This window comes from Rhodobacter sp. 4.3.4, from assembly GCF_058724655.1.
Genome location: NZ_CM178967.1, coordinates 2030064 through 2044434 on the forward strand (window position 1 = coordinate 2030064; position 14371 = coordinate 2044434).

At 65.2% G+C, this 14371-nt stretch carries 13 protein-coding genes; 7 read left to right on the top strand and 6 right to left on the bottom strand.

Annotated features, from left to right (window positions below; genetic code table 11):
- The first annotated feature begins 24 nt into the window (after window positions 1–24).
- The 4 genes from AC4PTB_RS09830 to AC4PTB_RS09845 all read left to right on the top strand — a co-directional run bounded on the left by AC4PTB_RS09830 (window position 25) and on the right by AC4PTB_RS09845 (window position 3232).
- Window positions 25–501 (top strand): peroxiredoxin, encoded by a 477-nt coding sequence (locus AC4PTB_RS09830; RefSeq protein WP_492189793.1) that lies wholly within the window; start codon window positions 25–27, stop codon window positions 499–501.
- A 188-nt stretch (window positions 502–689) separates the two neighbouring features.
- Window positions 690–2000: a DUF5930 domain-containing protein gene (locus tag AC4PTB_RS09835; protein ID WP_492189794.1), complete on the top strand. Its 1311-nt coding sequence runs from the start codon at window positions 690–692 to the stop codon at window positions 1998–2000.
- On the top strand, window positions 1990–2496 hold the full coding sequence (locus tag AC4PTB_RS09840) for a bactofilin family protein (protein WP_492189795.1): 507 nt from the start codon (window positions 1990–1992) through the stop codon (window positions 2494–2496). Before AC4PTB_RS09835 ends, AC4PTB_RS09840 begins: the two co-directional genes overlap by 11 nt.
- 172 nt (window positions 2497–2668) lie before the next feature.
- Window positions 2669–3232 carry a hypothetical protein gene (locus tag AC4PTB_RS09845; protein WP_492189796.1) on the top strand — a complete coding sequence of 188 codons (564 nt, stop codon included), beginning with the start codon at window positions 2669–2671 and terminating at the stop codon, window positions 3230–3232.
- Here AC4PTB_RS09845 and AC4PTB_RS09850 read toward each other — a convergent pair.
- The 5 genes from AC4PTB_RS09850 to AC4PTB_RS09870 all read right to left on the bottom strand — a co-directional run bounded on the left by AC4PTB_RS09850 (window position 3229) and on the right by AC4PTB_RS09870 (window position 9372).
- Complete coding sequence (locus AC4PTB_RS09850; protein WP_492189797.1) at window positions 3229–3804, bottom strand: P-loop NTPase family protein; 576 nt, start codon at window positions 3802–3804, stop codon at window positions 3229–3231. The two genes, AC4PTB_RS09845 and AC4PTB_RS09850, sit on opposite strands and share 4 nt — an antisense overlap.
- Window positions 3785–4912, bottom strand: a complete 1128-nt coding sequence (gene prfB / locus AC4PTB_RS09855) for a peptide chain release factor 2 (protein WP_492189798.1) — start codon at window positions 4910–4912, stop codon at window positions 3785–3787. Before prfB ends, AC4PTB_RS09850 begins: the two co-directional genes overlap by 20 nt.
- Window positions 4913–5002: 90 nt before the next feature.
- Entirely contained in the window at window positions 5003–6646 is a 1644-nt protein-coding gene (locus AC4PTB_RS09860; RefSeq protein ID WP_492189799.1) for a long-chain fatty acid--CoA ligase, read from the bottom strand.
- Between the two features lie 318 nt (window positions 6647–6964).
- Window positions 6965–8797, bottom strand: a complete 1833-nt coding sequence (locus AC4PTB_RS09865) for a TRAP transporter large permease (protein ID WP_492192622.1) — start codon at window positions 8795–8797, stop codon at window positions 6965–6967.
- A gap of 2 nt (window positions 8798–8799) precedes the next feature.
- Window positions 8800–9372, bottom strand: a complete 573-nt coding sequence (locus AC4PTB_RS09870) for a TRAP transporter small permease subunit (RefSeq protein WP_492189800.1) — start codon at window positions 9370–9372, stop codon at window positions 8800–8802.
- A 592-nt stretch (window positions 9373–9964) separates the two neighbouring features.
- Here AC4PTB_RS09870 and AC4PTB_RS09875 point away from each other — a divergent pair.
- From AC4PTB_RS09875 to ilvN, 3 genes are all read left to right on the top strand, one after another.
- Entirely contained in the window at window positions 9965–11710 is a 1746-nt protein-coding gene (locus AC4PTB_RS09875; RefSeq protein ID WP_492189801.1) for an acetolactate synthase 3 large subunit, read from the top strand.
- A 7-nt stretch (window positions 11711–11717) separates the two neighbouring features.
- A complete protein-coding gene (locus AC4PTB_RS09880) occupies window positions 11718–12191 on the top strand; it encodes a hypothetical protein (protein WP_492189802.1) in 474 nt (157 codons plus the stop codon).
- Between the two features lie 79 nt (window positions 12192–12270).
- On the top strand, window positions 12271–12831 hold the full coding sequence (gene ilvN, locus AC4PTB_RS09885; RefSeq protein WP_055208784.1) for an acetolactate synthase small subunit: 561 nt from the start codon (window positions 12271–12273) through the stop codon (window positions 12829–12831).
- 78 nt (window positions 12832–12909) lie between these two features.
- Here ilvN and AC4PTB_RS09890 read toward each other — a convergent pair whose 3' ends face one another.
- Window positions 12910–14196, bottom strand: coding sequence for a DUF3422 family protein (locus AC4PTB_RS09890; RefSeq protein WP_492189803.1), 1287 nt, complete (start codon window positions 14194–14196; stop codon window positions 12910–12912).
- Between the last annotated feature and the right edge of the window lie 175 nt (window positions 14197–14371).

Below are 14371 nucleotides of genomic sequence, written 5' to 3' on the forward strand. Positions count from 1 at the left end.
CGCATCCGAAAAGGAGGAACGCAAATGATCGCTATCGGCGAAAAGGCGCCCGATTTCACCCTGCCCGTCACCCGCGCGGGCGCCGAACCGCAGGAGCTGACCCTCTCCGCCCTCGCCCCGCGCAAGGTGGTGCTGTATTTCTACCCCAAGGACGACACCCCCGGCTGCACCACCGAGGCGCTGGATTTCACCCGCCTTGGCGCCGATTTCGACGCCGCGGGGGCGATCGTGGTGGGGATTTCCAAGGACAGCCCGGCATCGCATGCGAAATTCTGCGCCAAACATGCGCTGGGTGTGGCGCTGGTGTCCGACAGCGCGGGCACGGTCTGCGACGCCTATGGCACCTGGGTCGAAAAGAACATGTATGGCCGCACCTCGATGGGGATTCAGCGCGCCACCTTCCTGATCGACGCGACGGGCACGGTGGCGCAGGTCTGGCCCAAGGTCTCGGTCAAGGGCCATGCCGAGGCGGTTCTGGCCGCGGTGCAGGCGCTTCGCTGACCGCTGCACTGACCCGATGGGCGAGTTTCGGCAGATTTTCGCCCAAAATCCCCCCCCGGCAGCGGGCCACGGCCCGCCGGGGGGGAAAGCGGTTGCGCCCCGGGCGGGACGCTTGCTAAGTCCGGCGTGGACCCGGCCAGCCCCGGGGCGTAAAGACCGGGCCCTGCCCGCAAGACAGGAAAACCGCTTTGCCCAGACGGATACTCGACCGCACCAATGCGGTGCTCGACCGGTGGCTGCCCGAACAACGGCTGTTCCTGAAATCGGAAGACGCCACGCGGTTCGTGCGGATGCGCCCGCTGACCCAGGCGATGACATTGCTGGCCGTGGCGGTGCTGTTCCTGTGGTCGGTCATCGCCAGCTCGCTGCTGTTCATCGACCAGATTTCCTCGGGCGGCGCGCGCGAGCAATCGGCGATCGCACGGGCGCAGTTCGAGGCGCGTCTCGACAGTCTCTCGCAGGAACGCGATGCCCGCGCCGCCGAGGCGCTGGCGGCGCAAAAACGCTTTCAGCTGGCGCTGGATCAGGTGTCACGGATGCAGTCGCAGCTGCTGCAATCCGAGGAACGCCGCCGCGAGCTGGAAACCGGGATCAACGTGATTCAGGCGACGCTGAAACGCACCATGACCGAACGCGACACGGCGCGGGCAGAGCTGGACAAAAGCCGCGGCAGCGGTTCGGCGGCGGCGCTGCGCCAGCGCGTGGGCGAGATGGACGGCACCGTCGATCTGCTGGCCTCGGCGCTGGATCAAACCGCGCATCAGCGCGACCGCGCCACCCGTGCCGCCGAAAACGCCCGCGCCGAGGCCGATCAGGCGCTGCAGGACCGCCGCCTGATCGAGGAACGCAACGCCGAGATCTTCGACACGCTGGAAGGCGCGGTGACGATCTCGATGGAGCCGCTCGACCGGATGTTCCGCAAGTCGGGGATGGACCCGGATGATATCCTGCGCGAGATCCGGCGCGGCTATTCCGGCACCGGCGGGCCGCTTCTGTCGGCGGCGATCTCGACCAAGGGGGTGATCGACGACGGCGCCGACATCGCCCGCGCCAAAGGCATCCTGAAACAGCTCGACGAGATGAACATGTATCGCATCGCCGTCGATCAGCTGCCCTTCGCGATCCCGATCAAGGGCGGCTACCGCTTCACCTCGCCCTTTGGCTGGCGCTGGGGGCGGCTGCATGCGGGCATCGATCTGGCCGGGCCGGTGGGGATGGATGTGCATGCCCCCGCCGATGGCGTGGTGACCGATGCGGGCTGGGAAAACGGCTATGGCCAGGTGATCAAGCTGCGGCACAAATTCGGCGTCTCGACCGTCTACGGCCATCTGTCCAAAATCCGCGTGAAGGTCGGGCAAAAGGTGTCGCGCGGGGAGATAATAGGTGATACAGGCAATACCGGACGGTCCACGGGACCGCATCTGCACTATGAAATCCGGGTCGGTGGCGCCCCCATCAACCCGATGACCTTCATCAAGGCGGCTCAGGATGTTTTCTAAAAGCAAGATCCACGAACCCGGCCCGAAAGCGGCCTCGGAACCCGAGAAGAAACCCGACACCAGCGCGGTGCCGCCGCGCAGCTTGGGCGAATTCGTCCCCGCCACACCGCGCGCCAAGGCGGCAGCCTCGGTGCTGTCTGCCGATCTGACGGTGACGGGCAACATCAAGACCACGGGCGACGTTCAGGTCGAAGGGATCGTCGAGGGCGACATCCGCGCGCATCTGCTGACGGTGGGCGAAAGCGCCACGATCAAGGGCGAGATCGTCGCCGATGATGTCGTGGTGCATGGCCGCGTCGTCGGCCGCGTGCGCGGGCTGAAGGTGCGCCTGACCTCGACCGCGCGGGTCGAAGGCGACATCATCCACAAGACGATCGCGATTGAATCGGGCGCGCATTTCGAGGGCTCGGTGCAGCGGCAGGACGATCCGCTGCAAGGCGCCAATGCGCCCAAGCTGATGGCCCCCGCGCCGGACATGCCCTATACTGGCAAGTAAGTCTTTCCCGAAAACGGGATGAAAGGGCGGCGCAAGCCGCCCTTTTTGCTTTGGCGGCAGGATCCGGGGGGCCGCGTCGGATCACCGGCGCAAGGCGGGCATGACAGGCGGGCGCCAGCTTGATAGCCTGCACAGGCATTCCGTTCCCGACCTTGCCCCGAGGCGTTTGTCGATGTCCGATCCCAGCCCCGAACCCGCTCCGCATCCGCGCCGCCCCGTGTTGTGGCCCTGGCTGGCTTTTGGCGCGCTGAGCGCGGTTTGGGTGCTGGTGATCGCCGCACATATGCCGCCCGCCCCGTCCCGGCTGCAGCAGGCCCTGAGTGTCGCACGACCCGCGCTGTCGCTGCTGGCCGGTTTCGGGGTGAGCCTGCCCCTTGCCCTGCTCTGGGCCAATCGCAGCCACCTTCGGGCCATGCTGCGCTTTCGCTGGGCCAAGGTGATGGCGGCGGGGATGCTGGCCGGGTTCACCCCGGTAGCGATCTGGGGACCGCTGCCCTCGGCACTCGGGTTCTGGCTGTTTTTCTTTGGCTATGCCGGGATCGCCCGGGCAGATGCCGAATTGCTTCTGCAAACCCTTGTCGCCGGGCTTGGCGCCTTTGTCCTGGCCTATGCCGTCGCCTCGGCGCTGATCTGGGGGCTGACCCGGCGCCGCCGGATCGGGGGTTTTGCGCTCTTTTACCTTGGGCAGGTGGCACTGGTCGTCAGCTTGGGGCTGATCTTCTCGGGCGAGCTTTAGCCCGGCAGCCGCGCCAGCACCTTTTCCACCAGCTCTGCCAGCGGCATCGAGCCGGACAGGTCCAGCACCGGCTCGGGGCGGCCCGAGAGCCAGTTGCGGTGCCGCGTCAGCGAGCGGCCCGAGAAATAGGGTTCGTCATAGCTGGCCGCCCATTTCAGGAATTGCGCATGCGCCAGTTCCATGTCGCCGCCCGGACGGATGCGGTCGCCGAATTTCTCGCCCTCGCGGCGGCGGATGCGGGCCAGCCGCACCGGCGTCGGTGCGGTCAGAAAGACGATCAGATCCGCGCCCGCAATCGCGCCATCGCCCCAGCCATCACAGGAGCCCGCCAGCACCCAGCCGCCATCCCTGCCCTGCCCCAGCTGCGCCGCCGAGATCAGCGCCAGCCGCTCTGCCACCGGGCGCTTTTGCGTGAAGGGCTGGGCGGTGGGCGCCCAGTAGAAATCGTCGGTGTCAAGAAAGGGCAGCGCCAGTTCCGCCGCCAGGGCGCGGCCAAGCGTCGATGTGCCGGAGCCGGCGGCGCCGGTGATATAGACCCGCGCCGCCACCGGCTCAATCGTCCGAATTCGCATCGGCGCGCGACTTGCCCGCCACATCCATCGCCAGTGTCGCCGCCATGAAGGCATCCAGATCGCCGTCCAGCACGCCCTGGGTGTCCGAGGTTTCATGCCCGGTGCGCAGATCCTTGACCATCTGATAGGGCTGCAGCACGTAAGAGCGGATCTGGTTGCCCCAGCCCGCCTCGCCCTTGGCCTCGTGCTGGGCGTTGATCGCGGCGTTGCGCTTGTCGAGTTCGAGCTGATAAAGTCGCGCCCTGAGCGCGTTCATCGCGGCTTCGCGGTTCTGGTGCTGCGATTTCATCGAGCTGGTCACGACGATATTCGTCGGCAAGTGGGTGATCCGCACTGCCGAGTCGGTGGTGTTGACGTGCTGCCCGCCCGCCCCCGAGGACCGATAGGTGTCGATGCGGATATCGCTGGCCGGAATGTCGATCTCGATATTGTCGTCAACGACCGGATAGACCCAGACCGAGCTGAAGGACGTATGCCGCCGCGCGGCGCTGTCATAGGGCGAGATCCGCACGAGGCGATGCACGCCGGATTCCGATTTCAGCCAGCCATAGGCGTTCTGCCCGGAAATCTTGTAGGCGACCGAACGGATCCCCGCCTCGTCGCCCGCGGTTTCCGATTGCAGCTCGACCGTATAGCCCTTTTTCTCGGCCCAGCGGGTATACATCCGCGCCAGCATCGAGGCCCAGTCGCAGCTTTCGGTGCCGCCCGCGCCCGCGTTGATCTCGAGGAAAGTGTCGTTGCCATCGGCCTCGCCATCCAGAAGCGCTTCCAGCTCCTTCGCCGCCGCCAGTTCCTTCAGCGCGCGCAGGGATTTTTCGGCTTCCGAAACGATTTCGGGATCGTCCTCCATCTCGCCCAGTTCGATCAGCTCGATGTTGTCGGTCAGATCGCGGTCGATGCGGCGATAGGTTTCCAGCTTGTCCATCAGCATCTGCCGCTCGCGCATCAGCTTTTGCGCGCGGGCCGGATCGGACCACAGATCGCCATGCTCGATCATGGCGTTGAATTCTTCCAGCCGGTGCGGCGCGGTTTCAAGGTCCATGCGCTGCGCAAGCAGCTTGAGCGTCTTGCGGACGGCTTCCACGATGTTGAGCATTTCGGCGCGCATGGCACTGTCCTTTCGCGGGGTTGGCCGGGTCATACAATCCCCGCGCGTCCCGGGCAAGGGGGGCGGGTGCGCAGACCCGCCCGCCCGCGCTCAGGCCGGTTCGGCTTCCGCCACTTCGGGCATCAGCACCTCGCCGTAAAGCTCGCGCAGCCGCGCCTTGACCACCTTGCCGGTGGCGCCCAGGGGCAGGTTGTCGATGAACAGCACCCGGTCCGGGATCTGCCAGTTCGGCACCTTGCCCTTGTAGCAGGCCAGGATCTCCTCCTCCGTCACCTCCATGCGCAGATGGCGCTGCACGATCACCACCGGGCGTTCGTCCCATTTCGGATGCCGCGCGGCGATGGCGGCGGCATTGGCCACCGCGGGATGGGCAATCGCGATGTTTTCCAGCTCGACCGTGGAAATCCATTCGCCGCCCGATTTGATGATGTCCTTCGAGCGGTCCCGGATCACCATGTAGCCATCCGGGTCGATCGTGGCGATGTCGCCGGTGTCGAACCAGCCGTCAAAGGTCAGCGCCGAGCGGTCCTTGTTGTAATAGGTGTCGACGATCCAGTGGCCGCGGACCTGCAATTCTCCCTGCGTCACGCCATCATGCGGCAGGACGTGACCGGCGCTGTCCACCAGCCGCAGCTGCACCCCATAGGGCGGACGCCCCTGCGACAGACGACGCTCGGCCTGCGCCTCGGGCGGCAGGTCGAGGTGCTTTTGCAACAGCTGGTTCACCGTGCCGAGCGGGCTGGTTTCCGTCATCCCCCACAGATGCACCAGATCGACGCCGTAACGGTCGCGGAATTCCGCGATCATCGAGGGCGGCAGGGCGGTGCCCCCCACCATCGCGCGCTTGAGGCAGGACACATCCGCCCCGGTCGCCTCCAGCCCCTGCAGCAAGCCCAGCCAGACCGTCGGCACGCCAAGCGCAAGGCTCACCTTCTCGGCCGAGATCAGCCGCGCCAGGCTTTCGCCATCCAGTTTCGGGCCGGGCAGCACCAGCTTCGCCCCCACCGAGGCGGCGATATAGGGCACGCCCCAGGCGTTGACATGGAACATCGGCACCGCGGGCATCACCGTGTCACGCGCCGAAAGCGCCAGACAATCGGGCGAATTGCCCGCCAAAGTGTGCAGAAGCGTCGAGCGGTGGGTATACAGCACGCCCTTCGGATGGCCGGTCGTGCCCGAGGTGTAGCACAGCGACGAGGGCTCGGTTTCCGCGATCTGCGGCCATTGGAAAGCAGCATCGCCCTGCGCGATCAGCTCGTCGTAAAACAGCATGCCATCAAGCTGCGCGGCCAAGGACTCGTCGCGCGCGCCCATCATCACCACCATCTTCACGGTGGGCATCTGCTCGATCAGCCCGGCAATGGTCGGCACGAAACCGCGGTCGATGAACAGCACCCGGTCGCGGGCGTCGTTGACGATATAGACCAGCTGCTCGGCCGCAAGGCGCGGGTTCAGCGTGTGGCAGACCATGCCGCCCCCCGAGACGCCGAAATAGATCTCCAGATGGCGCCGCGTGTTCCAGGCAAGGGTGCCGCAACGGTCGCCCTGCATCACGCCATGCATCTCCAGCGCCGAGGCCAGACGCCGGGCATTGCCGATCACCGCACCCCAGCTGGTGTGGGTCACCTCGCCCGTGGTCTCGACCGAGACCACCTCGGTCGCGGCGTGAAACCGCTCGACATGATCGGCCAGCGAGCCGATCACCAGCGGCAGGTGCATCATCGAATTCTGCATCGGTTCCTCCCTCGATACGGACCCGCGGGCAGCCTTCCTCGGGGCCGCAGGCGGGTCTCTCACTCCTCGCGTGTATTCCGACGGCGGAAGCCGGTCGTGTCAAGCCGTCGCACCGGCGAAAGGCCGCAGCGCAGAATTGACGTTACGGCATTGGCTGCGGCGCGGCGAAAATCGCGCGGAGGTTGCATGAGAGGGACCAGGCCCGACCGAGGCCGTCGCCGGGGCCTAAAGCCCCCCCGCTGCGCGGCCCCTTTGCCGGGGAGCAGCCAAAGCAAAACGGCGGCCCCGGGGGACCGCCGTCTTGTCATGTCATCTGCCTCAGTTGCCGGTGATCGGGGCGCCGCCCAGACCCAGCGGCGCCGGGATGCCAAGGCTGGCACCGCCTGCGGGCGGGGTGACCGGCTGGCCCGACGGCGCGCCAAGACCCGGCGGCAGACCGCCCAGACCGCTTGGCGCGGGAACCGCCCCCGGCTGCGCCCCGATCGGCGGCAGGCCCAGCCCGCCCGGCATGCCAAGACCGCCGCCCAGACCGCCGCCGATGCCGCCCGGCACGGTGACCGTCACATGCGAGACATCGACCGGCTTGCCCTTGTAATGCATCACCAGCTGCGGGAAGGCGATCACCACCCCGATCATCACGATCTGGATGCAGACGAACGGCACCGCCCCCCAGTAGATCTGCGAGGTCTTCACCGGCTCGGTCAGCTTGCCCGTCACCTTGTCGAGGAAGGCCGCCTTCGGCGCCACCGAGCGCAGGAAGAACAGCGCAAAACCAAAGGGCGGGTGCATGAACGAGGTCTGCATGTTCACCCCCAGGATCACCCCGAACCAGATCAGATCGATGCCAAGCGCCTCGGCAGGCGCCACCAGCAGCGGCACGATGATGAAGGCCAGCTCGAAGAAATCGAGGAAGAAGGCGAGGAAGAACACCAGCAGCGAGACGAAGATCAGGAACCCGGTCTCGCCGCCCGGCAGCGACACCAGCAGATGCTCGACCCAGATATGGCCGTTCACGCCGTAGAAGGTGAGCGAGAACACCCGCGCGCCAAGCAAGATGAACATCACGAAGGCCGAAAGCCGCGTCGTGGCGGCCAGCGCATCGCGCACCACCTCCATGCTCAGCCGCTTCTTCACCGCCGAGAGGATCAGCGCCCCCACCGCGCCCATCGCGCCACCCTCGGTCGGCGTGGCGATGCCAAGGAAGATGGTGCCCAGCACGAGGAAGATCAGCGCCAGCGGCGGGATCAGCACGATGATGACCTGCTGCGCCAGATGGCTCATCCGGTTCAGCCCCGTCGCCTTGTCGATCAGCGCCAGCACATAGACGAAGATCACCGCGATCGAGGCCGCAAGAATGCCCGCATTCTTCGCCGCGCCGGTGCCCGCCAGCCAGTATTTCGCCGCGATGAAGACGGCGATGCCAATCCCCAGGGCGACGAAGAACGACATCACCCCCTGCCCCAGCGTGCGCGCCTCTTTCGGCAGCGCGGGCATGGAATTCGGCCGGAGGATCGACATCACCAGCACGTAAAGCATGTAAAGCCCGGTCAGCACCATGCCGGGGATCAGCGCGCCCTTGTACATGTCGCCCACCGACCGGCCCAATTGGTCGGCCAGAACGATCAGCACGAGCGAGGGCGGAATGATCTGCGCCAAGGTGCCCGAAGCGGCGATGACGCCGCTTGCGATGCGCCGGTCATAGCCGTAGCGCAGCATGATCGGCAGCGAGATCAGCCCCATCGCGATCACCGAGGCGGCGACGACGCCGGTGGTGGCCGCCAGAAGCGCACCGACCAGGATCACCGCATAGGCCAGCCCGCCGCGGATCGGCCCGAAAAGCTGGCCGATCGTGTCCAGCAGATCCTCGGCCATGCCGGATTTTTCCAGCAATATCCCCATGAAGGTGAAGAAGGGGATGGCCAGCAATGTCTCGTTCGACAAGACCCCCCAGAACCGTTCCGGCATCGCATTCAGAAGCGGCCAGTCCAGGTTGATCGAGCCGCCCGAAAGCGGCGCCAGCTCGACGCCGATGATGAAGAAGACAAGCCCGTTCGCCGCCAGCGAAAACGCCACCGGATAGCCCAGCAGCAGAAAGACGATCAGCGAGACGAACATGATCGGCGCCATGTTCTGCGCGATGAGTTCCATCAGCATCACATGCCGTCCTTCTCAACATAGGCTTCGGCCGCGCCATGATGGCCGGCAAAGGTGTGCGGATCGGCGATCAGCCCCCGCATCACGGCGATCTTCTTGATGATCTCGGAAATCCCCTGCGCGAACAGCAGCGCAAAGCCGATCAGCAACAGCGATTTCGCCGGCCAGATGATCAGCCCGCCCGAGTTCGTCGACACCTCGCCCGAGCGCACCGACATCATCAGCCAGGGAAACATCAGCCACAGCATCAGCACAAGGAAGGGCATCAGGAAGAAGACATGACCGAACAGGTCGATCCAGTGCTGCACCCGGCGCGAGAAGGCGCCATAGACGATGTCAATGCGGATATGTTCGTTCTGCTTGAGCGTATAGGCGGCGGCGAGCAGGAAGGCCGCGCCGAACAGATACCATTGCGCCTCAAGCCAGGCATTCGACGAGATATCGAAGATCTTGCGCACGGCGGCATTGGTGGCCGAGACCAGCACCGCCACCAGAATGAGCCAGGACACCGATTTTCCGATGAATTCGTTGATGCGGTCTATGACCCGTGCGAGGGCCAGCAAAGCGCCCATCGTCTCCTCCCCTTGCCTGATTTCCCTGCCCCGAAGGGGCTGCGGCTTTCCTTGCCGGGTTGCGGGGCGAAAATCAAGGAAAACGGCCCCTTCCGGTCCGATTGCTTTACCAATCCCGCGGGGGCTCGGCGCGGCGAGGGGCCGAACGGGGAAAAGGATGAAGATTTGACCGGCTGAAGAAAGCGAAAAGGCGCCGCCCGCCCCCTGCAACCGGCGCAGGAAACCGTGCCCACCCCGACTCGGCGCCCTGCTTTTTCCTGGTCCAAATACGCCCTTGCGCGGCCAGACCCGGGGACAAATTTTCGGAAATGTCGCCCGACTTGCCGGTTTGCGCAACTTTCGGAACGCATTTTGCCCACCCCGCGACATTAAATTCGCGGATTTGCCGTTGACGCTGTTGCCGCCGCCCCCTAATGTCCGCCGCGGGTATTCGGAAAGGATCAGCGATGCTCTCGCTTCTTGTCGTAGGGAAGGATGGACGCATGGGCCGGTGACGGTCGACCATGATGGTTCCCATGCGCCCTCGCCAGACCAGCGGGGGCTTTTTGTTGAGAAACGGGCGGGGGAGATGCCCCCGGAAAGGACGGAAAAGATGTCGCGGCAGATGACCGGCGCGGAAATGGTGGTGCAGGCGCTGAAGGATCAGGGGGTCGATACGATCTTCGGATACCCGGGCGGCGCCGTCCTTCCGATCTATGACGCGATCTTTCAGCAAAACGACATCCGCCACATCCTCGTTCGGCACGAACAGGCCGCGGTCCACATGGCCGAGGGCTATGCCCGCTCGACCGGCAAGCCGGGGGTGGTGCTGGTGACCTCGGGCCCCGGCGCGACGAACGCCGTGACCGGGCTGACCGATGCCTTGATGGACAGCATTCCGCTTGTCGTCTTCTCGGGTCAGGTGCCGACCTTCATGATCGGCACCGACGGCTTTCAGGAGGCCGACACGATCGGCATCACCCGCCCCTGCACCAAGCACAACTGGCTGGTGAAGGACCCGGCGAAACTGTCGGAAACCATCCATCAGGCCTTCCATGTCGCCACCTCGGGGCGGCCCGGCCCGGTCCTGATCGACCTGCCCAAGGACGTGCAATTCGCCACCGGCCAATACACCGGTCCGAAGCTTGCGCGCGTCGATCACTATCAGCCCAAGGTCAAGGGCGACATCGAGGCGATCACCAAGCTGGTCGAGCTGATCGAAAAGGCGGAACGGCCGATCTTCTACACCGGCGGCGGGGTGATCAATTCCGGCCCCGGGGCGTCGCAACTCTTGCGCGAACTCGTCGATGCGACGGGCTTCCCGATCACCTCGACGCTGATGGGCTTGGGCGCCTATCCGGCCTCGGGCAAATCGTGGCTGGGCATGCTGGGCATGCACGGGCTTTACGAGGCCAATCTGGCGATGCATGGCTGCGATCTGATGATCAACCTCGGGGCGCGGTTCGATGACCGCATCACCGGGCGCGTCGCCGATTTCAGCCCCCATTCGACCAAGGCGCATGTCGATATCGACGCCTCCTCGATCAACAAGATCATCACCGTCGATCTGCCGATCGTCGGCGATATCGGCCATGTGCTGGAAGACCTGCTCAAGGTCTGGAAGGCGCGCGGGCGCAAGGTCAACAAGGAGGGCCTTGCGACCTGGTGGGGCCGGATCGAGGAGTGGAAGAAGGTGCGCTGTCTGGCCTACACCAATTCCGACACGATCATCAAACCGCAATATGCGCTGGAACGGCTGGAAGCCCTGACGCGGGGGCGCAACCGCTATGTCACCACCGAAGTCGGCCAGCATCAGATGTGGGCGGCGCAGTTCCTCGGCTTTGACGCGCCCAACCGCTGGATGACCAGCGGCGGGCTGGGCACGATGGGCTATGGCTTCCCGGCCTCGATCGGGGTGCAGATCGCGCATCCGGATGCGCTGGTGATCAACATCGCGGGCGAGGCCAGCTGGCTGATGAACATGCAGGAAATGGGCACGGCGACGCAGTTCCGCACCCCGGTCAAGCAATTCATCCTGAACAACGAGCGGCTGGGCATGGTGCGGCAATGGCAGGATCTGCTGCATGGCGGGCGCTATTCGCAAAGCTGGTCGGAAAGCCTGCCCGATTTCGTGAAACTGGCGGAAAGCTTCGGCTGGAAGGGGATCATCTGCCGCGACCCGAAAGAGCTGGACGATGCGATCATGGAAATGATCGAGCATGATGGTCCGGTGCTGTTTGATTGTCTGGTCGAGAAGCACGAGAACTGCTTCCCGATGATCCCTTCGGGCAAGCCGCATAATGACATGCTGCTGTCGGCTGATGCGGCGGCCTTTGCGGGCGGCGCCGCGCTGGTGTGAGGTAGAAATGCGAAACTTGTCAGGAATTTCCGCCGTTCTCCTTTGCGTCGCGCTGGCGGGATGCGGCCCCACTGCGAATGGCAAGGCAACGACGAATGTGCCCGATCAGTCGCGGTGGATCGAGACGCGCACGGTAACTGCCGTTGCTAAAGATCAGCCCGAGGCCTTGCGCGGGGTGTTGGCAGACAGCTCGTTTCTCGTGCGCATGATGTGGGGGCGGGAATATGTCTATTTCGCGCCATCCGGGAAAGCGTATTTCTGGGACACGCGCGCGCGCGTGACAGAGACAGGAACATGGACGATTCTGCCCAATCGCATCGGGACGGACTCGGTTTGTTGGGCGAAGGGCGGGTTGCCGGCGGAGATGGCGGGCAAGGCACTTGTGGACAATTGTAGCCCGGCGGCAAGCTTTGTCGGCATCGCCGATTATTTGTCGCGTGGCGATGTCTTCGGTCTGGCCGCCGGGGGCACCCCTGAATGAGAGCAGCCGGGGGGCGCTGCCCCCCGGCCCCCCCGGGATATTTCCGGCAAGATGAAAGACATTCGGAAGGGAGAGGGCAATGGCCGCTCTGAACATCAAGAAAGGCTCCACGAGCCACTCCGCCTATGATCTGCGCGACTTCCATTCGGATATCGAGCGCAGCCACACGCTGGCCGTGATCGTCGAGAACGAACCGGGGGTTCTAGCCCGGGTGATCGGGCTGTTTTCCGGGCGCGGCTACAACATCGACAGCCTCACCGTGGCGGAAATCGACCACAAGGGGCACCGCTCGCGCATCACCATCGTCACCCGCGGCACCGAAGCGGTGATCGAGCAGATCCGCGCCCAGCTGGGCCGGATCGTGCCGGTGCATGAGGTCCACGACCTGACCACCGAGGCGAAGGCGGTCGAGCGCGAACTGGCCCTGTTCAAGGTCACGGCGACCGGCGAGAAGCGGGTGGAATCCTTGCGTCTGGCCGATATCTTCCGCGCCTCGGTGGTGGACAGCACGCTTGAGAGCTTCATCTTCGAGATCACCGGCACCTCGGAAAAGATCGACGCCTTTGCCGAATTGATGCGCCCCTTGGGGCTGGTCGATGTGGCCCGCACCGGGGTTGCCGCGCTGGCCCGCGGCGTCTGAGACCGCGATCTTGCAAAGACTCAGGGGGCCTTGCGGCCCCCTTTTCCGTTCCTCCGGGCCGTTGCGGCCGGGCAGGCATCAATGCCCGACGCCGTTCCTGATCCGGCGCAGCGCCAGCCAGACCACCGCCACGACCAAGGGCGTCAGACCCGCCACCGCCATTTCCTTGCTGACGCCGATTTCCTGGGCGATCGGATAGACCGCATAGGCCGCGAGGCTGACCGCGTAATAGCTGATCGCCACAACCGAAAGCCCCTCGACCGTGCGTTGCAGCCGCAGCTGCAGATCCGAGCGCCGGTCCATGCTTTCCAGAAGCTTCTGGTTCTGCGCCTGCCGCGCCACATCAACGCGCGTGCGCAGCAATTCCCCCGCCCGCGCCGCCCGTTCGACCATCGCATTCAGCCGCGCCTCGGCCGATTTCACCGTCCGCATCGCCGGATCATAGCGCCGGTTCATGAATTCCGAGAACTTCTGCCGCCCGTGAAAACGGCTTTCACGCAGAACCTCGACCCGCTCGTTCACGATCGCCGCATAGGCCGCGGTGGCGGCGAAGCGGAACGTGTTCGTCACCGCAAGGCTTTCCAGCTCCGTCGAGACCTCCAGCAGCCGGTGCAGCGTGTCCTCGGCCGGATGGGCGTCGTCATTCATCAGCGCGACCAGATTGGTCAGCTCGGGGTCAAGCGCGTTGAGCGTCTGCGTCAGCGCCCGCGCCCGGCCAAGACCCAGCATCGACATCGCCCGATAGGTTTCAAGCTCGCAGATCCGCTGCACGATCCGGCCGATCCGCCCCTGCCCCGTGCCGGGCTTGGCAAAGACCGCAAAGCGCATCTGCCCGGCCGAGTCGATGCGGAAATCGGTGGCGACCACCGCGGTTTCCTCCAGCACCCAGGTGCAGACCAGGCTTTCGGGCACGAACCAGGCATCGATCAGCGGCAGGATCGCTTCGGTATCCTCGGGCAGATCCTCGATCCGGATCATCACCGCCGCCAGACGCCGCCCCGGCGCCGACTGGATCCAGTCGGAGGGGAAGACCTCGGCCTCGGCCGGATCGAAGGGCCGCGTCGCAACCCCCGGCGCATAGGCCAGAAAGGTGGTGAATTCGGTGTGGCTGTCCCATTTCAGCGTGTGCCGGCCGATCTCGCCCGAGTAATGCGTGACATCGCCGGGCGGAATCGCGGCGCCGTGACGGGTCAGAAGATCGCACAGATGGGTGTGATCCTTGCTCCGGTCGCGGTTGGCGGCGTCGAAGGGTTCCTTGATCGCAAGATAGACGACATGGGCCGGCGCCCCGACCGAGGGAAAGGGGCGGGCATGCAGCTCGTTCACCAGCGCATAGCGCAGGGGATGGTCGTCGATGGGCGTCATGGTAAACCTTTGCTTGAGGTCTTGTTCTGATCTGGCGTCGAGATAATCCTGCAAGGCGACAGCGCAAGAACGGAAGGGGCGGAATTCTTTCAGGCGCGGCATACCGATGCATACGGGCATTGCTGCAACAGCGCATGGAAAAGGCCCCGGCAGTGCCGGGGCCGCATGCGGCGAC